The sequence below is a fragment of the Microcoleus sp. B7-D4 genome, from assembly GCF_036705125.1.
Classification (GTDB): Bacteria; Cyanobacteriota; Cyanobacteriia; order Cyanobacteriales; family Microcoleaceae; genus Microcoleus.
In genome coordinates, this window is record NZ_JAUBTT010000110.1 from 1 (window position 1) to 25,738 (window position 25,738).

Sequence of the window (25,738 nt, forward strand, 5' to 3'; positions counted from 1 at the left end):
GGGATACCACCATACTCTGGGACCTGTCTGATGAGTGTGCTATATTCAGATTGTTGCCGATTGTCGGGGATTGTCTGAATTAAAAGTATCAGATATCAAATATGCGTGATGATATCTCGGACGGTTGTTTGTGTAATAATACGTATAATTGCTAAAGTTTTTTTTCATCGATTAAGCTATGGAGATTATTGCCGAGACCGCGAATTTAGGGAGCGTGGGTGCACTGTTTGGGCCAAGGTTCCCCACATTAGGGTTGGCAGAGTCGATCGACAGCTCGATCGTCTCATTCTTTTTGTTTGACCGGTGAATTATTGTCACCGAATCAATCGGATGGCAAAAGAAATCTTTGACAGGATGCCAAATCTCGCATCGCCCATCTCTGGCCCATCTCTCGAAGGCATTCGGAAAGAAAAAGTCCGATCGAGCAGAATTCTCTCTGTGTACTACCCGGAGACAGAACTTTTTGCCCGTTAATTTAGGTGTCAGAGTGCATCTATGCGATTCTAGCTTCAAGCAACTGCGGTATCTCCACCCGACGCTTTTTGCAGCCTGAAAAATGGGCCCCTGGGCGATGGGGCGCAAGTCGAGCCAAGAATTGAAGAGGGAAGTGTGACCTAGATCACAGGCAGTTGCCAAACAAATTGCTGAGCATCTTTAAGTCCACACACTTAGAATCGAGATTACTACAGTGGCTTCTATAATTGTGTTTAAATGTTGTTCTGAAGCTGTGTTGTCCAGTCAGCAGAGCCCCCTAGACAGATTCATGCTTTCGGTCTGGTTTATTTCACTGTAATGGTCGCTGTTGGGTGTTGCACCTTAATTTAGATATTTCCTATGGTTAAGTTAGGTCAATCCTCCTTTCGCCGTATTTTACTGTCGCGGATTTTGTTGCTCAGCGTACCGGTTCTACTGGTGGGGGAGTATGTTACCTATCGCAAGGCACGCTCGACACTTCTGGAAACTGCTCGTCAAAACTTGACAGAAAGTGCAGTCAGAAAAGCAGACACTATTGAACAGTGGGCGAAATCGCTGAAGTCGAATCTGATCGGCGCTTCCGAAAGCTCGATGTTGCAGTCGGTAGATCCGAAGGATTATCAAAAGTTTATCGCGCAATTAGGGCAGCGGTTGCCAGCGCAGGTTGATTGCTTGCAATTGACTAACTTAAAGACAAATCAAGTGATAGCAAGCACTTGCGGGCAGCAGCCGATTCAGTCGTTGCCGGCAAAATTTTGGCCGCCCGTACAGCAGCAGCAAACGCTGCTGGACGACAAGAGCGTTTACATCAGTCTGTCCTTACCTCCGCAGCGCCAGGCGACAGCAAACGATCAGAAGGTGGCTTTGGGGGCTGATGATTTTCCCGATGCGGGTAAAGAAGGCTCCGATAGCCAAGCGAGTTTGGTGTTGAGCGCTCCTGTTTACATTCGTCGGGGCAATACCCTGCAGTTGAGTTATGCTTTGAGTTTGCAGTCTGCCTTGCCTGTGCAAACCAGCGCTCCCAAGGGTTCTCTAGCCGGCTATACGGTGGCGATCGACCAAGATGGGACAATTTTGGCGCACCCTAATGTCAACCGCGTGGGCCGCAATATCGACCAAGAGGCAGATGCCGCTCGACTAAAAAGTATTGTCAAAAGGGCGATCGCCGGCGGAACAGCTTTTCTCCACCTATTTTCCTTTGAAAGAAATGGTGTAGAGTTGCTAGCAGGATACGCCGCTATCCCGAGTCCTTCAACTACACATGAGAACAGCAAGTGGATTATTTTAGCTGTCTCTCGTTTAGATTACGCTCTCTCAGGTTTGGAAGAAATTCAGCAAGTTTTATTTAATTTAATTGTAGGTTTGGTTGCTGCTAGTATCATCGCGACTTTATATCTGTCTCGCGACTTGGCGCGTCCTGTGGAAAAACTGAGAGACTACGCCATGAAAGTAGATACGGAAGCGTCGCAGACAGTGCCCCAAGATTTCCAAATTAGGGAATTTAATCAACTATCAGAAGCACTAAACAGCATGGTGCAGGGCCTCAGATCCAGGGCAAAAGCATTGGAAGTCGCCACCAAGGAAGCGCAAGTTGCCAATCAATTAAAAAATGAATTTTTGGGCAATATTTCTCACGAATTGAGAACGCCGCTCAACGGGATTATTGGTTTTATTCAAATTGTGCGGGACGGCTACTGCGATGACCGAGATGAAGAAATGGAATTTTTACAGCGCGCCCACGACTCGTCCATGCAATTGCTCAATATTATTAATGATATTTTGGACATTGCTAAAATAGAAGCCGGCACCTTTTCCATGATGTTAGAAGTAGTTGATATTACTCAGGTACTTGAAGACGCGATTGATTTGCAAGCGGCTCAAATTGAGGAAAAAGGCTTGAAGTTAAGTTTGCCAGATCCTCACGATCCGATTATTGTTCATGCCGATCCAGAGAAGCTCAAACAGGTGTTTTTAAATGTTTTGAGCAATGCCGTTAAGTTTACAGAGTCGGGCAGCATTAGTATATCTGTGCGGCTAGAATCGAGGACTAATTCTGCTAGTTTTAACGGCAGTGGGGAAAGTAAAACGGGTCCCAGCGGTCAAAGCGATTGGGTGGTGGTGACAATTAAAGATACAGGAATTGGTATCGATCCCGAGCACCAGCAGAAATTGTTTCAACCTTTTGTGATGGCTGATGGTTCTACAACTCGCAGGTTTGGCGGTAACGGTTTGGGCTTGGCTATCTCGCGAAGGATAATGGAATCTATGATCGGAAGCATTACCCTGCACAGCGCAGGCGTGAATCAAGGTACTATGGTGATGATTTCTTTGCCTGTCAATCAGCAGTCAAATTTTTATTTTCACAGCCCGGACTTAGTAACGGAAAAGGGAAATTTCAAAAGTTGAGGACTGATTTTCCCAATCTCAAATCTAAAATCTCAAATCTAAAATGGTATTAGGGGCTGTCCGCCGAGTTCGAGGGATTTGCTCAAAGTGCTGAGAATGCGGATTAATTCGACGGAGGCCGCGCCCGAAGAGGTAAGACAGGGGGTATTAGTTTGCACGCAGTTGAGGAAGCGATCGCACACTCGCCTCAGCGGTTCTACTTGTTCTAAACTCAACACTTCGCGGTGTCTGATGCTTTTTGGCTGCGGCGCGATCCTCTTCGTTGGCGTAGCCCCCGTAGGGGCGGGCTTCGCTAACGCACTTTCAAAAGAGTTATTCTCTTCCCCTCGCCAATCTGAATTGCCGCGCTGCAAAATCAGGGGAGTTTCTGCCGACATTTCGTCAAAAATCAAGGTTCCCAAACTGCCAACAACTGTTAAGCGCCGTTGTTTGTCGGGATTTAGCCAGCACAGATGAATAAATGCTTGAAATCCGTCGGGATAGGTGAGCGTTACCCAAACTAAATCTGCTAGTTTTTCTGCAGGATTAGTAGTCAACAGTGAAGGAGAAAATTGAAAATCAATTTCTTCTGCGTCTTGATTTATTCCTTCTTCCTTGTTCCCTCTTCCTTCTTCCTTGTTCCTTCTATCTTTTACATCCGTTACATCCGTTACATCCGTTACAGAATCCGTTGCCGAACTTCCTTCTTCCTTGGGAAAAACAGTGCCGATCGCCCTTACTTCAATTGGCGTTTGTTCCAACAAAGTATTGAAAATAGCGATATCGTGAATCGCCAAGTCCCACAGGGCATCAACGTCATGGCGAACCGGTTCAAAATGGGTGCGCTGGGCGTAACCGTAGCGCAATTTTCCGAGTTGATGCTGTTGAATAATTCTTTGGCCTCGATCGACTGCTGGATGAAACAGATAAGTGTGGTCAACGAACAGTTGCCGCTGCTGTTTTTCGGCTAATTGACAGAGTTCTATTGCTTCAGTCAGGTTGAGGGCGAGGGGTTTTTCGGCTAAGACGTGGTAGCCTTGTTTCAGCGCTGCTGCTGCGAGGGTGTAGTGTGTGGAAGCTGGAGTAGCGATCGCCACAGCTTGCAGTCCCGGCAAGGCTTGCACTTGAGACCAATCGGTAGCTAGAATCACCGAGGCATCAAGATTAAACTGTTTTTGAACGGCCGCCAATGAATCTCGATTCGGGTCTACCACCGCTAAAACTTGGCTATTGGGATGTTCGAGAAAGTTGCGAATTAGGTTAACTCCCCAGCGACCGGCACCCAATACAGCTATTCCGATTTTCATTAATTATAATTTCAAAAATCGCACAGTAATTATAGCATATTTTGTTATTATTATCTATGTTTTAACTCAAAAAAATCACTGTTGACTGTTGAATGTTGGCAGTAGTTATTGGTTATTGCTTATGGGTTATTGGTAGCAGCTAACAAATAACCAATAACTGATAACACCAGTCAACAGTCAACCGTCAACAGTCAACAGTCAACAGCCAACAGTCAACAGTCAACTGTCAACTAATTTATTGAAAGCTGCCTGAGCCGCTGCTTGTTCGGCCGCTTTGATCGATCGACCTTTTCCCTCTGCTACCAACTTTCCCTGAATGAGAACTTCTGCGGTAAAACGATCCTCCCCGCCCTGCACTGTCCCGGTTTCTTGCACGCTATATTTGGGCAAAGTTTTGTATTTGCCTTGAGTCAACTCTTGGAGAGCAGCTTTGTAGTTTTGGCGGGCCGGATCGCTGCGGATTTCCGCCGCTAGGCGTTGAAAGTGAGAATCTAGCCAAGGGCGAATTAATTCTAACGTCTGGGTACTCAAATAAAGCGCAGCCAGTACCGCTTCCAAAGCATCTGCCAGCCGGGGTTCAGCGCCTGTTTTGTCTGCGGCGGCGCTGCTGGAAACAATTAAATAGCGATCGAACCCGTAACTTTCAGCGATTTTAGCAAGAATGCGATCGCTCACCAAGATCGATCGAATAGCAGCAAATTCCCCCACTGTACAGTCAGGATAAATCTCAAACAACAATTCCGACGCAGCCAGCCGCACAACTGCATCCCCGACAAACTCTAGTTGCTCGTAATTTGCCTTAGCTGACGCGCTCGCATGAGTCAAAGCTAAATCGAGGAGATGCCATTTTATCGAAGCATTCTTCGTCAGTCCCAATTTTTGAATTAATGTTTCAAGTTGCTTTTGGCGACCCGGATAAATCATACCATTTTAGATTTTAGATTTTAGATTTTAGATTTGAGAAGTGGGAATCACGGATGACTATCCGGGTTTGGAGCTTTTCAAAAGTTGCATTATTTTTTTTAACTGGTATCAGATTCATATTAATAAAAAAAAATTAGTTGACAGACTAAATATTCCTCCCGGTGCTTATGGTGCACCTTACCCAAAATCTTCCTCCGGGTGTGCAGTGCACACCTTTCCCAACATAAAACAGGTCGAAAGGATTTGTTGACCTGATTCCCAAGCGGTAATTTTAATTAAATGGGGGGGAAAAAGTCGGACATAAGCCGGGTTCTGTTCTCTCAACTGCAAGCAGTTTTCGAGGGCAGTTATCTATCTGGGACGCCTGTTACCAGACGCCTCAAGCGGTACCAAAAAACGGCACTGGTAAAAAACCAACCATAGTCCCTCCGACCTTGCTCCCAACTGGGGTTTACCGAGCCAGCACCTCTCGATGCTGCTGGTGCGCTCTTACCGCACCTTTGCACCCTTACCAAATTAGTGGTTGCTTCCCAGTCAAAAATCCTCAGTTACTTACTAATGACCAATGACTGCTGACTAATGACTAATTGGCGGTATCTTTCTGTGGCACTATCCTCACGATCGCTCGCACTGGGCGTTACCCAGCAAGTTTGGTTTTTCGGGAGCCCGGACTTTCCTCAGACAAGCTTTCGCTAATCCGCAACCGCCTGCGCCTACTTTTTCCCCAGATTTATTGTACGCGATCGTTCGTCAATCTATTTGGGATTTGAGATTGAATATTTTAACTTGTCGCCCACTTAATTTGGACATTTGTGTTTATTCTCACATCTGGCACTATTGTCAATAAGCTTTTTATGAACAGGCAAGATGCCTGTTCCACAAGAGATGAATTTTATTGTGGAACAGGCATCTTGCCTGTTAAGCGAGAATGGTGCAACATCTCAGTTTATTCAAACTCTTGTACGGTGGGCCCGAAAGCCCGCCCAACAATTAAATTTCCCTGCAACTCCCCTTAAAATCACTCACGGATGAATCTGGAGGCCCAAAAGTTGGGAATTATCATGCCAGGATTTATGGCAGGGATTCAACTAGGGGCAGGAAACCTTTTTACATAAAAGGATTTTGGATTTTTCAATCTTCAATCCCCAATCTCAAATCTCCAATCCGGTTACTTTAATGAGTCATCTTTCACAGTAGAAAAATTATCAAACCAGCCGCGCCGCCAGAAAAAGTAAACTAAACCAGAGGCGATTCCTACCATCACCGCCCAACACAGCGGATAGCCAAAATACCAATTCAGTTCCGGCATATTCCAAGGCGATTTCTCTGTATTGAAATTCATCCCGTATACTCCCGCCACAAAAGTTAGAGGAATAAAGATACTCGAAATCACCGTCAGCAATTTCATGATTTCATTCATTTTATTACCAACCGAAGACAAGTAAACATCCATCAAACCAGAAGACAACTCTCGATATGTTTCCACCATATCCATCACCTGCACTGTGTGATCGTAACAGTCGCGCAGGTAAATTCGCACCTCTGGACTAATCAAATCACTGCTATCTCGAATCAAAACATTAATTGCATCCCGCTGCGGCCAAATGGCGCGGCGCAGAGTCAGCAATTCTCGCCGGATTTTATAGATTTTTTCCAGGGTTTTGCGGGTGGGGTTCACCACCACTTCATCCTCTAATTCTTCAATGCGCTCTCCATAAACTTCTAATACAGGGAAGAAGCCATCTATAATCGAATCTAACAGAGTATAAGCCAGATAATCGGCTCCGTGTTTGCGAATAGTTCCTTGTCCTTTACGAATGCGATCGCGCACGGGTTCAAAACAATCATAGTCCGGTTCTTCCTGAATAGTTAACAGGTAATGTTTCCCCAAAATTAAACTAACTTGTTCTTTATGAAAATTCTCTGAATTCGGCTTAAGTATCACCATCCAGGCAATGATTAAAATGTGATTTTCGTAATCTACAACTTTTGGGCGCTGTGGTACATTAACCACATCTTCTTGAGCCATAAGATGCAAATTAAACACTTTACCCATTTGGCGCCAAGTTTCTTTGTTTCCTAACCCCAACATATCAACCCAAGAAACAGATGCTGTATCTAAATAGGCCGAAGCGTCTTGAGGATTTGCCAATTTACCGCGAGTTGCGGCTGTTTCGCAATAGTCAATTAATACAATCTCCGGAGGCGGCGCATCGGGTTCTAAGTCGAGAGTTCCCGGCGGAGCCCCCGGATCGTCATAAAAATAGTCAACGTAGGAATCATCATCATCCTCATCATCTTTAATTGGTTGTGCAACTGCATTAGAAGTATGTATGCTTTTGTATACCATGCTAATATTCCTGACTTTTACAACCTTTAATTAGATTATCATTTTTATGGTGCAACTACCACTTACCAATGACTCATTACCTCTGCCGAATTGGAATCTCGATCGCAAATTCAGTTCCCTCTCCCGGCGCCGAAATGCACTGCAGCGTCCCTCCGTGTCTTTCCACCACAATCTGATAGGAGATAGACAGTCCCAAACCTGTACCTTTGCCTACTGGTTTAGTAGTAAAAAACGGGTCAAATACCCGACATTTAACAGACTCTGCCATTCCACACCCGTTATCGGAAATTACGATCGCCACCCGATTATTCTCCAACACCTCCGTGCGAATCCGAATCCAAGGCAATGTGTCACAACTTAAAGGTAAACTAGCAAAATCTTGCCCTTCCTCTTCCACATAAGTCGCCAATTCCCACTTCCTCTGCCTGACATTCGCTAAAGCATCAATAGCATTATTTAAAATATTCATAAACACTTGATTTAACTGTCCCACGTAGCACTGTATCTGCGGCAATTTCCCATATTCTTTAACTATTTGAATAGGACGATTTCTACCATTTTCTTTAATCTTGTGTTGCAAAATTAACAGAGCACTCTCTATTCCTTCGTGAATATTAACACGCTTAAGATCGGATTCTTCCAGGCGGGAAAAGTTACGCAAAGACAGAACTATTTGGCGAATTCGATCGGCTCCCGTTTGAATTGAAGTCAGCAGTTGCGGGAAATCCTCTTTCATGAATTCCAGTTCTATTTCTTCTGCCAAATCTTGGATAACCGCAACAGGTTCCGGGTAGTATTCCTGGTACAAACTGCACAGTTCCAGCAAGTTTTTGGCATACTCACTAGCGTAAGTGATATTACCGTAAATAAAACTGACAGGATTATTAATTTCGTGAGCAATTCCCGCCACTAGCTGTCCCAAACCCGACATTTTTTCCGCTTGAATTAGTTGAGCTTGAGTCCTGCCTAATTGTTTCAATGTTTGCTCTAGCTGGCGATTTTTATGTTTTAATTGAGCTTCGGCTTGTTTGCGCTGGGTAATATTGCGGGCTAGAATAATAATCTGATCGGAATTAAACGGCAACAGTCGGGCTTCATAAGTTTTTTCTCCTTCCGACATGGAAAGCGAATATTCTATATCGATTGAATTTCTGGTTGCGGAAATTTCAAAGATTGCTTGGGCAAATTGACCGGCGACATTGGGTGGCAATATGTCTGTGATGCGTTGACCAATAAAATGTTCGGGAGGTACGTATAAACTCGAAGAAGTTCCTGACAAATAATCCACGATTATACCGTCAGCATCTAGTCGAAAATACAAATCAGGCAAAGCGCGAAAAACAGCTTCTAACTCTAAAGTTTTTTGGCGCAATGCTTCCTCGGCGTAGTACCGATCGCTAATATCAAAAATCACCCCGTCCAAATAGCAAACGTTTCCATCTGCGTCGAACACAGGAGAACCTTTATCCCACACCCATTTAACCGTGCCGTCTGCTGCTAGCAAGCGGTATTCCAAGTTATAAGACTCTTTGTTTCCTATGGCTTGCCGAATAGTTGCTTCTACTTTGGCCAAATCTTCCGGGTAAATAATGCTAGCAAAAGTCCGGCATCTCCTGTCCAAAAGCCAAATAAAATCTGCCGCATGGTAGCCCGTTAATAAGTAAACGGCATCGCTAATAAAATTAGTCGAAAAATCGCACCTCCAGCGATAAACCACTCCGGGAATATTAGCTACCAAAGACCTAAATCTGGATTCACTTCTACGCAAAGCTGCTTCCGATTCATGTCGTTCGGTAATATCGTGAGCGAAAGCTAGCACTGCAAATACATTACCTTCAGCGTCGCGCAGGGGAAGTTTTTGGGTATCAAAAATATGTACTGAACCGTCAGCAAGAGTTGCCGGATCGCAGGGATTGTGGATGATTTCGCCGGCCAGTACAGCAGAGTCGTCTGTGCGGAAGCCTCGGATATTTCTGGCCCAATTCCCAAACACGAGTTCTTCTGAAAATCCTAATTCTAAATCTGATTTGCCAATTATCTCTTCGACTGTTTTGCCGATCGCTTGAGCGAAACTCCTGTTGGCCAAAATACAGCGAAAATTTTTGTCTTTGGCCAAAATCCAGTCGCTAGTTTTGTCTATTACTGTACGCAGGAGTTGTTCGGAACGTTCGGTTTTTTCCAAAGACGCCTGCAGTTCTAGTTCTAGGCACTTGCGACCAGTAATGTTTTCAAAAGCAACACCGACGCAGTTGTTGGGTAATGGAAAAGCTTTAATAGAAAAAGCGCGAGTTATTCGACCCCCTTCATCGCACTCAATATCTTCAACTTCTACGGCTTTCTGGGTGCGAATTACCGAAGCAAATGCTTGGGGAATATTTTTCGATCGCAGGTGGGGAAAAATCTCGTCGATTGTCATACCCAAAACATCCGCCATTTCTAATCCGGTAAATAGGGTAGCTGCAGGATTGGAGGCGATCGCCCTGAGAGTGCTGTCATCGTCTATATTTTCTAAATGGTAGACGTACAAACCAATTTGCATATTCTCGACAATTTGGTCGTAGAGGCGCACGCTTTCGTCTACCTGCCTGCGTTCGGTAATATCTTCAGTAATCCCCAAAACGTACTGAGGACGGCCTGTGGCGTCGAGAATTGGCACTTTGCGGGTGTGCAGTATTCTCATACCTTTGTGGCGAGTTTGGATCGGCTCTTCGCCTATGTCTTTAACAGTAGATTGGTTGTGCTCACCGGTCAATATTTCCCTGTCTTGAGCAGTAAAAACATCAGCTTGTTCTTTGGGGTAAATATCGTAGTCATTTTTGCCGATCGCCTCTTGAGAAGTAACACCTGCGATCGTTTCTCCCGCTTTATTCCACAGCACAAATTTCAGCGAAGAAGCATCTTTAGCAAAAACTCCCACCGGCAGATTTTCTACTACGGAATTTAGAAACCCTCTAGCTGATTTTAATTCAGCTTCTGAACGCTTGCGTTCGATGCCTAAAGCAATGACATCCGCAACCGATGCTAAAGTTTCCTGAAACGGTGCTGTCAGCGGCTGGCTGCTGATAATTACCATTACTCCCACCAGCCGTTCTTCGACTATTAAAGGGTAGCCGGCGAAGGTGAGAATTTGCTTGGGAATTGGGCAATTTGTCGGCTTTTGACTGGCATTGATAATTGCTACTTCGGAACTTTGCTCATCTGTTGCTTTTGCGGATTCTTCCTCTGGGAGTCCAAAATTGTTCAGTTCAAATCCGCAGTCAAATTCCGGTTTTTGCTGTTTGGCTATAAAGTTAACCTTACTTTCAATAAACCTAGCCCGATCGTCTGTGCGGCTGTAGATTCCCGATGCTGCTTGCAATTGGCAAACATTATGTTGAGAGTTGAAAGTCCAAATTTCAGCCGAAGCGACATCGAGATTTCGCACCATTGCCTCGCAGCAGGGAAGCAGGATATCTTCAGGGTGTTTGGTGAGGGCAATACCCACATCGGCTACCATTGCTGTGAGGCGAGAAGCTTGGGCTTTTTCTGCTTCCAACCGTTTGCGATCGGTGATATCTTCCACCAAAGAAAGCACGGTAAAAGTGTCGCCGCTGCGAATAATCGAGTTGAACCAGCGACACCAAATTACCTGTCCGCTTTTAGTATAGTTGCGGTTAATTGAAGTATTGCCGTTGCCAGTGGCTAGTTCAAGCTCGATCGCGCTTACAGCCTCTCGATCTTCCTCGCAAATCAAAGCCAAATCGCCGAACTGCTTGCCCATCATATCATCGGCTGTCCAGCCAAAGATTTCTTCGGCACGTTTCGACCACTGAACTATCCGAAAATCTTCATCCCAGCCCACCATTGCCAGGGGACTGTTAGCTGCATTCAACCACAGTAAATGGTTCGATCGGCGCAACTGTTGAGTTTTCTGCTGCTGCCAGCGGTAATGCCTGGTGATATCTCTACCGACGCCCAAAACCCGCATCTGCTTGCTAGAGGCATCCACCGCTGGCGTGTAAGCAGTTTCGTAAATTTTAATCCCGCCGTCTGCCGTCGTCACCTCATGAATTGCCAGCCTTGTTTCCCCGGTTATAAATACTTGTTGCAGGCAGGAATCAATCTGCGAAATTATATTTTTGACAGCAGCATTATTGGGATATAATTTTAATAATTCCTGATTAGTTTTGTTGACTATTTCAGCCGGCTCCAATCCCATCCAAGCAGCAGCGACTGGATTGATCGATAGGTAATTTTGCTGTCGATCGCACTCTAGGAAAGCATCAACAGAGTTAGAGAAAAAAGACTGAAACGAGTTGATAACTTCCTGCATGGGTATTTTTTCATGAGAAAAGCTTAGTATTGTGGAAACCTCGTGTCTTTAGACTCATATGTTGCCCCATTTTCAATAAGCTTTTATGGGCGGGCAGGATGCCCAACCCACAAGAAATTAACTCTTTGTGGAACAGGCATCTTGCCTGTTCTTGAGAATGGTGCAAGATGTGAGTAGACCGATCGAGGAAAACACTCATCAGGCAGTTTTAACCGCCTTGAATATTGATTACTTCTACAGGGGGCTACTTGGTCACTTGGTACTTTTATGATCTACTTTCAACGGAAGAATTACCGTTTCAAATATTTCACGCGCGATCGCCTAGCAGCTTGGGCTTACACCCATATTTTTGATAACGTAATCAGTTAAGACGATAGCTAGTCAACTTTCTCTTTTGATTAGGGCATAAAGCCCCATCTGTTGAGAGCGGGGTGCTGACTTGCTTAAGCTCTAAAATTTTCCTAAAGTTAGTTTAACCCACTCAAATCTTTTTGGACACTTTACTACTGCGTTTCCCAGTGCAATTTTCGGCGCTGTTCCCTATAATACAAAAATTTTAAATAAATAGTATTTTTGGGAATATAGCTTAATAACAGCAGATGGTCTTTTTTTACACCAGACCCAGCGGATACAAAAGCGAGATCGAGAGACGGGGAGACGGGGAGACGGGGAGGTGGGCAGAGGTTAATCCACAACCTGCGAGAAAAATGCTTAAGAAATGCCCGACAGCTTCCCAATTCCCGATTCCCAATTCCCAATTCGGTAATCTGAAAGCGGTTTGGCAGTACCCGAAGCAAAGAACGCAAGCCGTGCAAAGCCATGTAACATAAAGATTGCGATATTTTTCTATGTAATATGGAACTATTAGATACCTTGATTGTGGGTGCGGGTATTAGCGGTTTGAGTTTGGCGCACGCACTTCACAAGGAAGCAACGAGTCCATCCTCGCTAAAGATTTTAGTCGCTGAGAGTCAAGGACGTGTGGGCGGGAACATCACCACTGTGACAGCGGGGGGGTTTCTCTGGGAGGAGGGCCCGAACAGTTTTTCGCCGACGCCAGAATTGATGAAGTTGGCTGTAGATGTGGGATTGAAGCAGGAGTTGATTTTTGCCGATCGCAAATTGCCTCGTTTTGTGTATTGGCAAAAAAAGCTGCAACCGGTGCCGATGACTCCACCGGCGATGATTCAGTCTCAGTTGCTGAGTTTTCCGGGGAAACTGCGGGCGTTGTTCGGGGCTTTGGGGTTTGTCGCGCCGGCAATGGGCGCTGGACTTTCGCAGCAGCGTGACGAGGAAACTGTTTCTCAATTTTTCCGCCGTCATCTGGGGCAGGAAGTGATGCAGCGGTTGGTGGAACCTTTTGTTTCTGGGGTTTATGCGGGCGATCCGCAACAACTTAGCGCGGCGGCGGCTTTTGGCCGGGTAGCAAAGATGGCTGATCTGGGTGGCGGGCTGATGGCGGGGGCGCTGCTTTCTGCTAGGAAAAGACCGAAGCAAATGCCTGCAGACCCGAATGTGCCTAAGACTAGGCCGGGGGAGTTGGGTTCGTTCAAACAGGGGTTAAAGGCTTTGCCAGAGGCGATCGCTGCTGAATTGGGCGATCGAGTGAAACTCAACTGGCACCTGACTCGCCTCCAGCGTACACAACGCGAAACTTACATTGCTGTATTCTCGTCGCCCGACGGACAGCAGGAAGTTGAGGCGCGTACCGTGGTTTTGACCACACCGGCTTATGTTACAGCCGATTTGTTGCAGCCTCTGCAACCAGAAGTTAGCAGCGCTTTACAAGCTTTTACTTATCCTGCGGTTGCCTGCGTGGTATTAGCATATCCGCATTCGGATGTCAAGGGTAAATTAGTAGGTTTTGGAAATTTAATTCCGAGGGGGCAGGGAATTCGCACTCTGGGGACGATTTGGACATCAAGTTTATTTGCCGATCGCACGCCTGCGGGCTGGCACACTCTCACCAGTTTCATCGGCGGGGCTACAGACTCGGAAATTGGCAATCTCGACTCAGAAGAAATCGTTCGGGAGGTGCACCGAGATTTGTCTCGGATTTTGCTGAAACCAGATGTGCCGCAGCCAAAAGTTTTAGCGGTGAATGTGTGGAAGCGGGCGATTCCTCAGTACAATTTGGGGCATTTCGATCGCCTGCAACAAATCGATGAAGGCTTAAAATCTTTGCCGGGGGTGTATTTGTGCAGTAACTACGTTGGCGGCGTGGCTTTGGGAGATTGCGTGCGAAGGGGTTTTGAGGGTGCACGAGAAGTGGGCGAGTATTTGCAGAAAAAACAATCAGATACTCGATCGATCTGAATTATTGTGTGGGGAGGGCGGGTTTACAAATATCGAGGATGTGAATCAGAGATATTGGTGAACCCGCCCCCTAGATCGGAATGGCGAATGCTACTAGGTTGTTGGCTCAAACTTGTAACCCACCCCCCTGACGGTTTGAATCATCGATATTTGAGTGGTATCTGGTTCAATTTTGCGGCGAATTTGACCGATATGAACATCCACCACGCGATCGGCTCCTACATACTCGTAGTCCCACACTTCATGCAGCAATTCCGATCGCCTCCACACGCGACCGGGTTTGCTGGCCAAACAGTACAGCAGATCGAATTCTAAAGCAGTCAAAGCAACTATCTGACTGCCGAGAATTACCTCGCGGCGAACCGGATCTATTAGTAGCTCTCCAAAAGTAAGACTTTGTTGTTCGGCGGGAGTAACTATGCGTTTGCGCTTCAAAATTGCTGCAACGCGAGCTCCAATCTCTACAAGACTAAAAGGTTTAGTAATGTAGTCGTCAGCACCTTCGGCAAACCCTTTCATTTTGTCAGCTTCATCGGTTCGGGCAGTCAGCATCAACACAAACACGCCCGTGCGTCTTTGCATTTCTTGACACAGTTTGTAACCAGTTGTATCAGGTAAATTTACATCTAGAACTACTAAGTCAGGATTGAGTTGCTCAAATAATTCCAGACCCGTCTCACCGTCCTCGCCAGACTCAACTTGATAACCTTGCTGGCTCAAAAAACGGTGAATTAAATTTCGGATTGCCGGGTCGTCATCAACCACAAGGATTTTTACAGGGGCCATGACCACAAGTTTGCTTGAAGAATTAGGCAAGAAGATTCAGCCATAATAATAGAAAACTGGATACAAATCTCGAAAAAATTGAGCTTTTAATAGTTATAGCCATATTTATAACCTACGCAAGATTTCGGGCAATAAATCTCCGGGAACTTTGGATAAGGCTAAATTTTGGCCTGGCAGCCCACATTCACTATAGAAAGCTCTAATCGTTTTGACAATATAGCTCAATGCTGTTTGCCGGGAATCAGCAGCTTGGGAGTTTGCCGGGGCTTGCAGGTTGAGTTTATCCCCATATATTAACCCTTTGTCATTGAGATGTTGTCCCCATTCGGCGCACACTTGCAACTGGTGGTGCAGTGCTGCTTCTAGATGGCTTGTCTGTGCGACTTTGTTAGCGGCGAAATCTGGGTCGGTGGCTAGTTGATAGTGGGCTAGTCCGAGATTGTTACGGGCGGCCAAGGCGTCAAAAGTGAGTTTGGTTCGATCGATCTCTCCGGCGATATCCAGGGCGGCTTCGTAGGCGGTAATCGCCTGCTGCAATGATTCCGTCCGCGCCTGTTTCTGCTGAAACTGGTTCGCCAAATGCCAATAAGCGGTACCGAGATTGTTGTAGGTGGCTGCTGCTGCTGCGGGTACTAATTCTCTGGTGCGGTATTTCAATGCTTCGCGGTAGGCGGAAATCGCCCTGACTAGCAGGGGTTCTGAGGGTTGGTGCTGGGCGAGGTTCCAGCAGGCGGTACCTAGGTTGTTTTGCACTCCGGCATAGTTGAGGGGTTCTCGTTCGGGACTGTAACAGGAGAGGGCTTGGGTGTAAGCTGCGATCGCGCTTTTGAGATATACGATCGGCTCACCATCTTGGGCTAAATTCCAGTATGCTGTCGCCAAATTATTCTGAGCAGCAGCATACTGCTGAGGCTCCACGGCGGGGTCTAGATCCAGCAGCGCTTGTTGGTAAGCTGCAACTGCGTGCTGCAAGTTCTCTGTCTTGTCTCGATAGCGGGCTAAATCGGCCGAGGCGATTCCCAAATTTTTGTTTAATCTAACGCGGGTTTGGGGTACGGTTTCGGCATCTGTTCGGTTCAAACCTTCAAGGTAGAGGGCGATGCTGCGTTCAAGGCTGGATACTGGATCTGAGGCGTTGAGGGCATTGGTGCGATCGCGCGACAGCATCCAGTAGAGAGTACCGAGATCGTTGAGCAAATCGGAAATTGGCGGTAGGCTGTGGGACTCCTGGGCGTACTGAGTTAAATTTTCTGTCAATTGGGCAATCAGCCGCGCGCATTCCTCAGTTAGTGGTTGATTTTGCTGCGAGTTACTGTCAACGTCGAGATAGGCAATCACTTGTTCGATCGCGCGAATGGCGATTGTCAGGTTTTGCTCTGAAACGTCACCGCCCAGAATGCGATCGCGGTAGTAATTTCCCAAACCGTGATAAGCCAAAGCCAATGCTTCGGAACAACACTGATGTTCTTGCAGCAGTTCGATGTATTGCAGGGTTTGCAGCGGCAGAAAATTCTCCTCTGATGCAGCATCATTTTCTGCTTCCAAATCCTCAGAAGCCGCTGCTAGCACCAAATCTGCCAGTTGGACGGATTTAGAATCTGGCGCTGGGGAGGGGGGATGGGAAATTGGGGATGGTTCCTCATCTGCCAGTTGGACGGATTTAGAATCTGGCGCTGGGGACGGGCGATAGGAAATTGGGAATTGTTCATCGGGAATTAGGGATTGTCCAGACAAAGAAGGTATTAAAAGTTGGTTGCCAAAGTCTCCGCTGTCCCGTAAGTTTCGCAAGTCTCCTGAGTTCCCGAAGTCCTCAAAGTGCCCGAAGTCTTCCTTAGCTGGAGTTGGTTCGCCTTCAAACTCAAATACTCCGGTTCGCCAGTGCCAAAATTCTGGGGCCGATTGCTCGATCGAACTTAGCCAGGGGCGCGACACCCACAGCAACAGAGCAGACTCGCACAATTGCAGGTTTGCTTCAATGTCCCTCAAATAGCTCAGGAACGACCACTGCACGGATGCTGACTGCCTGGTCAGGTGTTCGGCCCCGATAATTTGAAATCCCGGCAAACGGCTGTAGCTGCCTCTGTTTTGCGGCGGTGGGTGGTGGGTGAGCCACGCGGCGATCGAGCCCCAAGGATTTGGATCGCTCAAGTCGAGTTCCAAACTGACAAATCGGGGGTAGTCGATCCGAGGATCGGAGCCTGCGCTCTCTGCGACTAATTCTGTGTGCAACCGGGCTGCCAGACAGTCCCGCAAGCACAAGTCGTCGCAGGCGGCGATAAAAATTTGACGGCGTAAATTGAGGTCGATCGCCTGTTTCAAGCGTTGGTAGATCAGCTTGTTCGAGCTAGAAACTTTTTGGGAAGGAATAGACATCAGGATCAGCCGATTTTAGATTTTAGATTTTAGATTTTAGGTTTTAGATTTTAGATTGTAGATTTTAGATTGTAGAGTTGAGAGTTGAAATCTCGATCGCTCATAACTCACAACTAAGCCCCGAAGGCAGTCAATCGATTTTAGATTTTAGATTTGAGATTTTAGATTGAAGCCTTGACCGCACGGATAAATTCGGGGGCTCCTTTATCGGATACAGGTTTTTTATTTCTGGGCCCTGAGTCTGCTTTCGGAATGAATCCGGGGGCTTGTATCCTGGATGCTTGATTGTCAATCGCACCGTTGATGACTAAAGGAGTGTAGATTTTCAATTGGCAATTTTATGTGGGTGGCAAACCAGTGTGATTAAGTGCAACCCAAGTCCCTGAACCCGACAGCCGCGAGGAAAACACCAAATTTATGCTGGTCTTATTTAGCTTTCCAGCTCGCTCGGCACGCTTCAGGATTGTCGCAACTCCCTGCTTTGTATTGAAACACAAAAACCATGTTTCCTTGGGAAAGGAAAACATGGTTTCTCGAAGGATTATTTAAAATTGCGATTTGAAGCAGCTTTGAGTCTCAGGCCAGTTTTCAGACGGAGGCAGCCACGTACACCAAACCGGCGACTAACATGGCTGCTGCAATACCCAGGATGATGTAGTTGCGTTGCTGATTTTTGTTAGGAGGTACGGCTTCATACACCTTCGGCTCTTTAGCAAAGTTGTTCAGGCGTCCATCGTCATCTTTGATGTAAGGCATCAGTCACAATCCTTAATATTTTTGATGTTTACAACTGTACCAAAAAAGCGCCCAGGAAAATTCAGGAATTTATTTTGAGGTGACAGTGCCTGTTTGGGGGGAAGAGGCGATCGCGTAATCTTTGATCGGCATTCTGCCTGCTAAGTACGCCATCCGCCCCGCTTCTGCCGCCATTCCCATTGCTTTTGCCATTGCCGGGGAATTTTGGGCATTGGCGATCGCGGAATTAATCAACAGTGCATCGGCTCCCATTTCCATTGCTCTGGCTGCTTCGCTGGGCGTTCCGATCCCCGCATCGACAACTACAGGAACCTTCACCGTGTCAATAATTATTTGAATGTTGGCCGCATTGTTGATCCCTTGCCCTGAACCGATGGGCGAACCTAAAGGCATGACTGTCGCACAACCGACTTCTTCTAGGCGTTTTGCCAGCAGGGGATCGGCATTGATGTAGGGCAAAACGGCAAAACCTTCTTTAACTAATTGTTCTGCAGCTTCCAAAGTGCCGATCGGATCGGGCAGCAAATATTTAGCATCGGGAATCACTTCTAATTTGACAAAATTATTGTCTTCTTGCCCTAAAAGTTTCGCCATTTCCCGGCCTAAACGAGCTACTCTAATTGCCTCATCTGCAGTTTGACAACCGGCAGTATTTGGCAGCATCCAGATTTTAGTCCAATCGAGAGCCTCTGCCAATCCTTCATGACCGGGAGCATTTGTTTGCACTCGCCGCACAGCCACGGTAACAATTTCGCACCTGCTAGCGTTGACACTTTGCTGCATTTCTGCAATGCTGCGATATTTTCCCGTCCCCGTCATCAAGCGAGAATGAAAAGTTTTGCCAGCAATAACCAGAGGTTTGTCTAAAGATGGCATTTCTGTATCTACTGGATAGCCAAAAATGCTGTACTCAAGTGCCTCTTCCCAGTTTTTTCTGCCTCCCAGCATTGCTTCAAGCTGCCAACCTTCTTTGATAGTTAGATCGTCGCGGGTAACAGCATATAAAATTTGCCCTACAGTAATTAATTTAGCATCTCGCGGCATATTATTTTTCAACCCGCACTCTACGATTTCTTTAAATTCGCTGAAATGGTCTTCCATTTTGCCAGTCTTCCCTTGTAATGAGTTGAATTTGTTTGCTGTTGGCAACAAAAAATATTTGTTGAATCTGATTTTGGGTATCCCAAAACAGACCTTGTTTGATGCCAGCGTTGATTTTCCAGACATCGTAATTTTCTCGGTTGATGTGAAAAACAACTACTGATGCACCTTGATTTTTGGCCCTGCTGATTCCTTCTTGAACTCGATACCTGATGTTCCTCGTAGATTCTGTTAACTCCTTAAATTCGCAAATCTCACCGTCTATCTCAGCATCGGGCGTTCTCACACCCTCTGCTGCTTGCTCGCTCAACATTCTAACTCTCTTCCCTATTTTAGCCAAAACTTCAGCCAGAAAGATTTCCGAATTATTAAGATTATGTTGTTGGTGAATTAGCACAAATCCGCCAGCTATCTCATCAAAATAATATCGCCGATATTCTGGTTCTGCATTTTCGTAGATGGCTCTGCTTGTCTCGATATATTCTGAATTCACCGTTACTATAATCTCAATGGACTCGGATCGGGTAGAGTTAAATTTATGAAATCAACTGTTGAGCAACTGGCTAAAATTGGAATATTTACCAGCTTAAACCAAACTGAATTAGAGCGATTGCAAGAACATACAGCAATTCGCACTTACCGACAGGGAGAAGTTGTGATGTATGAGGGCGATCGCATCCCCGAAAAATTATACACCATGATTGAGCGGTTCTCTGCGGGTTGCAAAAACAGCGACGGCGGGCAAAGAAACAATTCTCCGCACTTTATTTCAGGGAGATATTTTTGCCGCACCTGCTTTGCTAGGCAACGGCATTGCCCCCGCCACGGTGACTGCAGAAACTGATGTGGAAGTTCTTACCACAGAACGGGAAGTTTTGCTAGCAGCAATTCGGGAAAATCCTGAGATTGCCTTGCGAATATTGGCGGTGTTTAATCAGCGGTTGCAGCAACTGCACGAGACTGTGCACGGTTTGGTGTCGGAAAGGGCGATCGTGCGGCTGGCGCGATTTATTCATTACTTTGGCGTCGAGCAAGGTACGAAGCTTGCGGATAATAGTGTATGTTTAGAAAAACGTTTTCCCTACTATCAAATTGCTCGCAGTATTGGAATTACCTACGAAGAATGCGTGCGGTTATTTAAGAAACTCAAGCCGTTTGTCTCCTACAGTCGAGGCGGTAAAATTATTGTATTGGATTGGGAAAAATTGGAGGATACCGCCTCTGGAGATGAAATAGACTAAATGTTAAAATCCCAATTCTTGTAGGGGCGGGTTTTACCAACAATTTACGTCTCAAACTAACAATCTCGTAAACCCGCCCCGCCCCAACTGATGATGCTACGGGACATGATTTCACAAACAATATTTGAGTGCAACTCACTATCTATATAAACCCGCCCCGATTCACGGGCTGTGGGGGGCGGGTTTATGAGATTATTGATTTTAGGCAAGTATGGTTGGTAAAACCCGCCCCTACAGCAATATTTATGGGATTAATGAGGCTCGGAAAGTGTCAAAATAAATGCCAAATTTTCTTCTGCTTTCAAAGCGTGAAGAGCTTTACCGGGCATGAAGATAAACACCCCCGGTTCCAAAACAATATCCTTGCCTTCCAAAGTCAAAATACCCTTTCCTTCGATGACATTAACTGTGGCATTCCGTGCCGAAGAGTGTTCCGAAATTTCCGTTCCTGCAGCCAGACAAAATAAACTGTACTGACAATTATTGTCTTTGACTAAAATTTTGTTCAGCACTCCGGCGGCGGGATATTCAATTGCGTCTCGGAGTTGGATTGCTGAAGATTGTAGCGGTAAAAGAGTAGTAGTCATAGTTTTTGACAATTAATTAATTTGGTCACAAGTCTCGAATTTATCAGTGGCTTCACTTTCTTCCATCGAAAATCGAAAATCGATTGAGTCGGTTAAGATTGTTTTTTGGCAGAGATAACGATGTAGCCTAGATCCTGTTGGTAATGCTGGAAAACTCGACGCATTGCTAAGATACGATCGCGAATTTGCGATCGACTTAAAATATTCCACAAAATCCGCACAGTACCCACAAACCCTTCATCTTGCAGCATTCGCGACAAGTTGAGGAGCCCCATCGCCCCGCTTTGACACTTTTCTACTTGCAAACCCGCGTTTTGGCAAACAGCAATCCAGCCAGACTCAGACAAAGGCGTTGAATTAGCCCGCGTCACTTCTGATAAAGCTTTGTGAATTTCTGATTCTCGGTTTCTAGCTAAAAGTTCGTGAGAAAGAAACTTGCCGCCTGGTTTTAAACGATCGCAAATTCCCGATACAATTTTAGCTTTGCCTGACGGCGACTGCATTGTCAGGATAGCTTCAGCCAACACCCAATCAAACTGTTGGGAAATCCGATCCAAGTGAAAAATATCTCCTTCCACAATTTCCACTCGATCGCTCAAACCCGCTGCTGCAACATTAGCACGAGCGCGGGCCACACTCTCTGGATTTTTCTCCACTCCCACTACTTTTACGCCAAAACGTTCAGCAAGGGCGATCGAACTATATCCAAAACTAGCAGCCAACTCCAAAACAGTCTCCCCAGGCTGAAAATCCGCCCATTCAAATAACTGTTCCGTAGCAAGTTTTCCCCCCGGCCTCAGCATTTTCTTGCCAGCCGCCGCGAGCACTTCATGTCCCGGTGCAGTCTTAAAATTCAGAGCAGTATTGGTCATTGAATTGACCTCCTATTTAACCTTACTCTCAGTTTGCCAAATTTTCTCAAATCTTTCTATGATCTAGCTCATATTCAAATTCTCGTAGGCTGACGAACCCTACAATATCAGGAATTATACCATGTCCGCCCATCAACAATTCGGGCTGTTTTTGATTGCCAACAATGCTTTCTGTCGAAAGCACAAAACCCGTACTCGTTTTAGTAGAACTTATTTCTGTTAATCCTGCCAACGAATTAGAGCTAAATAATTAACTTTTGTTGCGGTGGAACAAGCCTATGCAGGTGCAGTCAGTCGATTTTAGATTTTAGATTTTAGATTTTAAATGTGAGATTTGAGATTTGAGATTTGCTCTACAGATAAATCTTGGAGGTTGAATAAGAGTCTAAAATTTGGGCTACTCACGACAAGAGTCGCGGGTTTGTATCCCTATGCAGGTGCGATCAAAAAAAATCAAAATCCCAGCCAGCAAGTTTTCGAGGATGTCCCGGAACTCTAAAGCAATTGCCGCGCCACTAATACCCAGCAGTTGCATCACATCCCCCGCTTTGAATGACGGGAGGGCGATGAATGACGCGATCGGCAATAATTGATTTATAATCAAGATATATACTCCACCCCAATCATACCGAATCATGCTCGCAGAAGCAAACGCCACACTTTGGCCTAGTCTAATTACTGTTTCAGCATTAATTCTCTACTTCGTTGTTACCATCAACGTCGGCAGAGCTAGATTCAAATACAAAGTTTCTCCCCCGCAGGTGACAGGAAACCCAGACTTTGAGCGAGTGTTGCGAGTTCAGCAAAATACCTTAGAGCAAATGATTCTATTTTTGCCCTCGCTGTGGCTGTTCTCGCAATTTATCAGCCCAATTTGGGGCGCAGGTATCGGCGCAGTTTGGATAGTTGGACGCATTTTGTTTGCTTGGGGTTACTATCAAGCTGCCGAAAAAAGAGCGGCAGGATTTGGGATTAGTACCTTAGCTACTTTAGCTTTGCTTGGTGGTTCCTTAACTGGCATAATTATGTCGCTGCTGAAGGTTTGAGCGTAGCTTCCGATCGACATATAGCAATCCTTGCAGGAGTCGTAAATTTTTTACCCCACCCCAACCCTCCCCTTACCAAGGGGAGGGAGTAAGAAATTCATAAATGATTTAGGATTGCTATAATTGTTTTTCTACTCGTTTCCAGGCAGAGCCTGGTAACGCTGATTCGGAGGCTCAGCCTCCAATTTTCCTGCTAAAAAAACGGGGTTCTTCCTCTGGAGAGCGGTTCCAAAAAAGAACCCTGGAACCAGTTAAATGTAATAAATGTTAGGAGTAAATATGTCAGAAACCAACAAACCCGTATTTGAAATTAACCCGAAACTTTTTCAGCAGCTTGTCGAGTGGCAAGAAAAACTTGAACTAGAAGATGAATTAGCAAGCGAGTCAGAAAACGAGAAACTAACTGAGGTAAAAACTCCTCCCGACAGTGATGAACACCATTCTCAAACAGATAATTTCTAGCTGGTGGCTAGCAGCATCTTTGGGATTTCCGGCTGCTGTCTCGGCTCAATCGCTGACGCCTAGCCAAATTCAGCAAGTCAATAGCGGTTTGTTTCGTTCTAACTCTCAAGATTTCTTTCAGCAAGGCTATCGCCAACTGGAAAGAGAAATCGCAATTTTGTTGCAAAAAAATGTCACTTCCGAAGACAATATTCTGGAGATTGATGAAAAATTGCGCTCTCAGCTTTGTAGCCAATTTAAAATATCGTCGTCGCATTCTGATACAATAAGTGCTGCTCAAAGTGCTGATTTCCAGACCCAATTAAAAGACATTTGCAGACACAATTAAAATGAAAGTGAGGTCAATATTCCAAGTTTAGTGCTAATGGATAAAGAGGCAATGGCAAAGTTAAAAACAGCCATGCTGGAAGCGGAAACCGCTGCTCATTTGGCGGCAATCATTATTGATTATACTCATGAGGAAATGATGCTAGTTTTTGATGAGTTAGAATGGGAAGAGCAGGCGAGAATTAAGGATATTTGGAAGACAGTATGGACGGGGAGGGTTTATGAAGATTATGGTTAGCCAATTAAAGATGTTGGTGAACCCGCCTCTTGTATCTTGAAAGCGGTAGATTGTGATTGACAGTTGGGTGGGGGCGGGTTTACGAGATTATTGGTTTTAGGCATAAATTGTTGGTGAACCCGCCCCTACGGGATTGGTGTCCGTTAAATCAGGGATTCGAGGCATATTTGGCGGAAATGATCGCCCCGTTGCTCGAAGTTTTGGTATTGATCGAAGCTAGCACAGGCTGGAGAAAGCAGCACTACTTTAGCATGATTTTGTTTGCCTAATTCTGCCGATCGTGGGATTGCTCGTTCCATTGTTTCGACAATTTCCCAAGCGTTGTAATTTGCTTGTGTGAGCCGATCGGCAAAAAGACTCGCCGCATCCCCAATTAGCAGCACCGCAGCAGCTTTCGCCTTGATTGTATCAATCCATGCGCGATCGTCCCCTTCTTTGGCGTCGCCGCCCGCAATTAAAATCGCCGGTGCGCTCACAGAAGCCAACCCGACTTGCGCGGCGTCATAATTAGTAGCTTTGCTGTCGTTGATGAAATCTATGCCTTCCCAAGTGCAGATGTGTTCGAGGCGGTGCGAAACTCCGGGGAATTTAGTGATCGCCCGCGCGATCGCACTTTTATCTATTCCCGCCAAATTAGCCGCCGCCACCGCCATTAACAAATTCTGCAAATTGTGTTCTCCCACCATCCGCAAAGAATCAGCAGGCAGAATTCTCTCGCCTTGAGCTATTACCCAACCATCTTGAATATAGGCTCCCAAATCTGTATTTCCCAACAAATCTTTTTCACCTTTCACACTCGTCCAACACGCATCCGGCCAAACGTCAACTCCTTGCTGCCGCAAACAAGGATCGTCGCCGTTAATTACTTGCAATTCCGACTTTTTCAGCAAATGCGCTTTAATGTTGTAGTAATTTTCTAAAGTTTTGTGGCGGCTGAGGTGATCCGGCGTCAAAGTCGTCAAAACTCCGATGCGTGGCGCTACAAACGGCGAGGATTCTATCTGATAGCTGCTGATTTCTGCGATTACCCAATCCGGCTGTTTTTCGGCTAAAGCTAATTCACACGCAGCATAGCCAATATTGCCGCAAGCGGGAGCATAAAGCCCGGCCTCTGCAAAAATAGCAGCAATTAAAGCAGTAGTAGTAGTTTTGCCGTTAGTGCCGGTAATTCCCACCCAAGGAGATTTGAGGTAACGCCACGCGAGAGCCATTTCTCCGATTGTTTCAATGCCTAACTCTCTGGCGCGCACTAATGCTGGACTGTCCCAGGGAACACCCGGACTTACTACTATTAATTCTATAGATTCGACTGGTTCAAAAGATTTACCTAACTCCACATGAATTCCTTCGTTAGCGAATTCCTGTTGTTGTTCGAGCAAGTTTGGGGAAGATGAGCGATCGCTCAGCGTTACTTCCCATCCTTCGCGTTTTAGCAGTCTGGCGGCGGCAATTCCTGATTTTCCTAGTCCAATGATATGAGCTATCGGCATAAGTTGTGTGTGTGATGGAGCGAACTTCCCTGGTTTTATAAGTTTATATCTTAACCTTGAATTGGTTGTTGACTATTGGCCATTTAGCTTATTTTTTAAGAGAGCGATCGAACTCTGCCCAGACGCGCGCGGTTCGGCAATAATCCTAATAGATTTACTCGTTTTATTGGTAAGCTTTAATGTTATTGGGAGCGATATTTTTAACAAGTAGGTTTCTCAAGTTGGTTTGCCTACAGGCTCGCCCGTTGCCTCCCAAGGCCCGCCAGGGGTTGAAAACCCCTGTCTAACAGCTAAAGTCAGTTAAAACTGAGATATTGCACCATTGTCAGCAACAGGCAAGATGCCTGTTCCACAAAAGATAAATTTTCTTGTGGAACAGGCATCTTGCCTG

At 45.9% G+C, this 25,738-nt stretch carries 22 protein-coding genes and 1 other RNA gene; 9 read left to right on the top strand and 14 right to left on the bottom strand.

Annotated features, from left to right (window positions below; translation table 11 throughout):
• Positions 1 to 330: 330 nt before the first annotated feature.
• Both QUB12_RS31570 and QUB12_RS31575 read left to right on the top strand, forming a co-directional pair.
• On the top strand, positions 331 to 474 hold the full coding sequence (locus tag QUB12_RS31570) for a hypothetical protein (protein WP_333103829.1): 144 nt from the start codon (positions 331 to 333) through the stop codon (positions 472 to 474).
• Positions 475 to 834: 360 nt separating this feature from the next.
• Positions 835 to 2,880 (top strand): sensor histidine kinase, encoded by a 2,046-nt coding sequence (locus QUB12_RS31575; protein ID WP_333146474.1) that lies wholly within the window; start codon positions 835 to 837, stop codon positions 2,878 to 2,880.
• 38 nt (positions 2,881 to 2,918) lie between these two features.
• Here QUB12_RS31575 and QUB12_RS31580 read toward each other — a convergent pair whose 3' ends face one another.
• The 3 genes from QUB12_RS31580 to rnpB form a co-directional block, all read right to left on the bottom strand.
• On the bottom strand, positions 2,919 to 4,166 hold the full coding sequence (locus QUB12_RS31580; RefSeq protein ID WP_333310117.1) for a Gfo/Idh/MocA family oxidoreductase: 1,248 nt from the start codon (positions 4,164 to 4,166) through the stop codon (positions 2,919 to 2,921).
• A gap of 219 nt (positions 4,167 to 4,385) precedes the next feature.
• Positions 4,386 to 5,090 carry a ribonuclease III gene (gene rnc, locus QUB12_RS31585; RefSeq protein WP_333146470.1) on the bottom strand — a complete coding sequence of 235 codons (705 nt, stop codon included), beginning with the start codon at positions 5,088 to 5,090 and terminating at the stop codon, positions 4,386 to 4,388.
• A gap of 286 nt (positions 5,091 to 5,376) precedes the next feature.
• An RNA gene (rnpB, locus tag QUB12_RS31590) (RNase P RNA component class A) lies at positions 5,377 to 5,810 on the bottom strand.
• Between the two features lie 147 nt (positions 5,811 to 5,957).
• On the opposite strand from rnpB, the gene QUB12_RS31595 reads away from it, so the two are divergent.
• The gene (locus QUB12_RS31595) at positions 5,958 to 6,122 is read left to right on the top strand and encodes a hypothetical protein (protein ID WP_333310120.1); all 165 of its coding nucleotides are present in this window, start codon (positions 5,958 to 5,960) and stop codon (positions 6,120 to 6,122) included.
• A 136-nt stretch (positions 6,123 to 6,258) separates the two neighbouring features.
• Here QUB12_RS31595 and corA read toward each other — a convergent pair whose 3' ends face one another.
• Both corA and QUB12_RS31605 read right to left on the bottom strand, forming a co-directional pair.
• The gene (gene corA / locus QUB12_RS31600; protein WP_333146468.1) at positions 6,259 to 7,440 is read right to left on the bottom strand and encodes a magnesium/cobalt transporter CorA; all 1,182 of its coding nucleotides are present in this window, start codon (positions 7,438 to 7,440) and stop codon (positions 6,259 to 6,261) included.
• Positions 7,441 to 7,516: 76 nt separating this feature from the next.
• Complete coding sequence (locus QUB12_RS31605) at positions 7,517 to 11,752, bottom strand: PAS domain-containing protein (RefSeq protein WP_333310123.1); 4,236 nt, start codon at positions 11,750 to 11,752, stop codon at positions 7,517 to 7,519.
• 855 nt (positions 11,753 to 12,607) lie between these two features.
• On the opposite strand from QUB12_RS31605, the gene hemG reads away from it, so the two are divergent.
• Complete coding sequence (gene hemG / locus QUB12_RS31610) at positions 12,608 to 14,068, top strand: protoporphyrinogen oxidase (RefSeq protein ID WP_333310125.1); 1,461 nt, start codon at positions 12,608 to 12,610, stop codon at positions 14,066 to 14,068.
• Between the two features lie 93 nt (positions 14,069 to 14,161).
• Here hemG and QUB12_RS31615 read toward each other — a convergent pair whose 3' ends face one another.
• The 5 genes from QUB12_RS31615 to QUB12_RS31635 form a co-directional block, all read right to left on the bottom strand.
• Positions 14,162 to 14,854, bottom strand: a complete 693-nt coding sequence (locus tag QUB12_RS31615; protein WP_333310127.1) for a response regulator transcription factor — start codon at positions 14,852 to 14,854, stop codon at positions 14,162 to 14,164.
• Positions 14,855 to 14,959: 105 nt separating this feature from the next.
• Complete coding sequence (locus QUB12_RS31620; RefSeq protein WP_333310129.1) at positions 14,960 to 17,227, bottom strand: hypothetical protein; 2,268 nt, start codon at positions 17,225 to 17,227, stop codon at positions 14,960 to 14,962.
• A 588-nt stretch (positions 17,228 to 17,815) separates the two neighbouring features.
• Positions 17,816 to 17,983, bottom strand: coding sequence for a photosystem II assembly protein Psb34 (gene psb34, locus QUB12_RS31625; RefSeq protein ID WP_333103838.1), 168 nt, complete (start codon positions 17,981 to 17,983; stop codon positions 17,816 to 17,818).
• A gap of 69 nt (positions 17,984 to 18,052) precedes the next feature.
• Positions 18,053 to 18,859, bottom strand: a complete 807-nt coding sequence (locus QUB12_RS31630; RefSeq protein ID WP_333154621.1) for a thiazole synthase — start codon at positions 18,857 to 18,859, stop codon at positions 18,053 to 18,055.
• Positions 18,860 to 19,058: 199 nt separating this feature from the next.
• Positions 19,059 to 19,577, bottom strand: coding sequence for a CdiA C-terminal domain-containing protein (locus QUB12_RS31635; RefSeq protein ID WP_333146453.1), 519 nt, complete (start codon positions 19,575 to 19,577; stop codon positions 19,059 to 19,061).
• A gap of 208 nt (positions 19,578 to 19,785) precedes the next feature.
• Between QUB12_RS31635 and QUB12_RS31640 the strand changes: the two genes are divergently transcribed.
• Positions 19,786 to 20,325: a Crp/Fnr family transcriptional regulator gene (locus QUB12_RS31640; RefSeq protein WP_333310131.1), complete on the top strand. Its 540-nt coding sequence runs from the start codon at positions 19,786 to 19,788 to the stop codon at positions 20,323 to 20,325.
• Between the two features lie 251 nt (positions 20,326 to 20,576).
• On the opposite strand, the gene QUB12_RS31645 is transcribed toward QUB12_RS31640, so the two are convergent.
• From QUB12_RS31645 to QUB12_RS31655, 3 genes are all read right to left on the bottom strand, one after another.
• Positions 20,577 to 20,912 carry a cupin domain-containing protein gene (locus QUB12_RS31645; protein WP_333310133.1) on the bottom strand — a complete coding sequence of 112 codons (336 nt, stop codon included), beginning with the start codon at positions 20,910 to 20,912 and terminating at the stop codon, positions 20,577 to 20,579.
• A gap of 92 nt (positions 20,913 to 21,004) precedes the next feature.
• A complete protein-coding gene (locus QUB12_RS31650) occupies positions 21,005 to 21,784 on the bottom strand; it encodes a methyltransferase domain-containing protein (RefSeq protein WP_333146447.1) in 780 nt (259 codons plus the stop codon).
• Between the two features lie 397 nt (positions 21,785 to 22,181).
• Positions 22,182 to 22,388 (bottom strand): hypothetical protein, encoded by a 207-nt coding sequence (locus QUB12_RS31655; RefSeq protein ID WP_333146443.1) that lies wholly within the window; start codon positions 22,386 to 22,388, stop codon positions 22,182 to 22,184.
• A 31-nt stretch (positions 22,389 to 22,419) separates the two neighbouring features.
• Between QUB12_RS31655 and QUB12_RS31660 the strand changes: the two genes are divergently transcribed.
• The 4 genes from QUB12_RS31660 to QUB12_RS31675 all read left to right on the top strand — a co-directional run bounded on the left by QUB12_RS31660 (position 22,420) and on the right by QUB12_RS31675 (position 23,857).
• Complete coding sequence (locus QUB12_RS31660; RefSeq protein WP_333286386.1) at positions 22,420 to 22,830, top strand: MAPEG family protein; 411 nt, start codon at positions 22,420 to 22,422, stop codon at positions 22,828 to 22,830.
• Between the two features lie 279 nt (positions 22,831 to 23,109).
• Positions 23,110 to 23,292, top strand: coding sequence for a hypothetical protein (locus QUB12_RS31665; protein WP_333310135.1), 183 nt, complete (start codon positions 23,110 to 23,112; stop codon positions 23,290 to 23,292).
• Positions 23,261 to 23,620 (top strand): hypothetical protein, encoded by a 360-nt coding sequence (locus QUB12_RS31670; protein ID WP_333310137.1) that lies wholly within the window; start codon positions 23,261 to 23,263, stop codon positions 23,618 to 23,620. Before QUB12_RS31665 ends, QUB12_RS31670 begins: the two co-directional genes overlap by 32 nt.
• A gap of 36 nt (positions 23,621 to 23,656) precedes the next feature.
• Entirely contained in the window at positions 23,657 to 23,857 is a 201-nt protein-coding gene (locus tag QUB12_RS31675; RefSeq protein WP_333310139.1) for a hypothetical protein, read from the top strand.
• Positions 23,858 to 24,000: 143 nt separating this feature from the next.
• On the opposite strand, the gene murD is transcribed toward QUB12_RS31675, so the two are convergent.
• Positions 24,001 to 25,347 (bottom strand): UDP-N-acetylmuramoyl-L-alanine--D-glutamate ligase, encoded by a 1,347-nt coding sequence (gene murD / locus QUB12_RS31680; protein ID WP_333310142.1) that lies wholly within the window; start codon positions 25,345 to 25,347, stop codon positions 24,001 to 24,003.
• Between the last annotated feature and the right edge of the window lie 391 nt (positions 25,348 to 25,738).

Bases quoted from the DNA above. Each gene is read 5' to 3' on its own strand.
- QUB12_RS31570 (WP_333103829.1), top strand. From the start codon at position 331: ATGGCAAAAGAAATCTTTGACAGGATGCCAAATCTCGCATCGCCCATC.
- QUB12_RS31575 (WP_333146474.1), top strand. From the start codon at position 835: ATGGTTAAGTTAGGTCAATCCTCCTTTCGCCGTATTTTACTGTCGCGG.
- QUB12_RS31580 (WP_333310117.1), bottom strand. From the start codon at position 4,166: ATGAAAATCGGAATAGCTGTATTGGGTGCCGGTCGCTGGGGAGTTAAC.
- rnc (WP_333146470.1), bottom strand. From the start codon at position 5,090: ATGATTTATCCGGGTCGCCAAAAGCAACTTGAAACATTAATTCAAAAA.
- QUB12_RS31595 (WP_333310120.1), top strand. From the start codon at position 5,958: ATGCCTGTTCCACAAGAGATGAATTTTATTGTGGAACAGGCATCTTGC.
- corA (WP_333146468.1), bottom strand. From the start codon at position 7,440: ATGGTATACAAAAGCATACATACTTCTAATGCAGTTGCACAACCAATT.
- QUB12_RS31605 (WP_333310123.1), bottom strand. From the start codon at position 11,752: ATGCAGGAAGTTATCAACTCGTTTCAGTCTTTTTTCTCTAACTCTGTT.
- hemG (WP_333310125.1), top strand. From the start codon at position 12,608: ATGGAACTATTAGATACCTTGATTGTGGGTGCGGGTATTAGCGGTTTG.
- QUB12_RS31615 (WP_333310127.1), bottom strand. From the start codon at position 14,854: ATGGCCCCTGTAAAAATCCTTGTGGTTGATGACGACCCGGCAATCCGA.
- QUB12_RS31620 (WP_333310129.1), bottom strand. From the start codon at position 17,227: ATGTCTATTCCTTCCCAAAAAGTTTCTAGCTCGAACAAGCTGATCTAC.
- psb34 (WP_333103838.1), bottom strand. From the start codon at position 17,983: ATGCCTTACATCAAAGATGACGATGGACGCCTGAACAACTTTGCTAAA.
- QUB12_RS31630 (WP_333154621.1), bottom strand. From the start codon at position 18,859: ATGCCATCTTTAGACAAACCTCTGGTTATTGCTGGCAAAACTTTTCAT.
- QUB12_RS31645 (WP_333310133.1), bottom strand. From the start codon at position 20,912: ATGACTACTACTCTTTTACCGCTACAATCTTCAGCAATCCAACTCCGA.
- QUB12_RS31650 (WP_333146447.1), bottom strand. From the start codon at position 21,784: ATGACCAATACTGCTCTGAATTTTAAGACTGCACCGGGACATGAAGTG.
- QUB12_RS31660 (WP_333286386.1), top strand. From the start codon at position 22,420: ATGCTCGCAGAAGCAAACGCCACACTTTGGCCTAGTCTAATTACTGTT.
- QUB12_RS31665 (WP_333310135.1), top strand. From the start codon at position 23,110: ATGTCAGAAACCAACAAACCCGTATTTGAAATTAACCCGAAACTTTTT.
- QUB12_RS31670 (WP_333310137.1), top strand. From the start codon at position 23,261: ATGAACACCATTCTCAAACAGATAATTTCTAGCTGGTGGCTAGCAGCA.
- QUB12_RS31675 (WP_333310139.1), top strand. From the start codon at position 23,657: ATGGATAAAGAGGCAATGGCAAAGTTAAAAACAGCCATGCTGGAAGCG.
- murD (WP_333310142.1), bottom strand. From the start codon at position 25,347: ATGCCGATAGCTCATATCATTGGACTAGGAAAATCAGGAATTGCCGCC.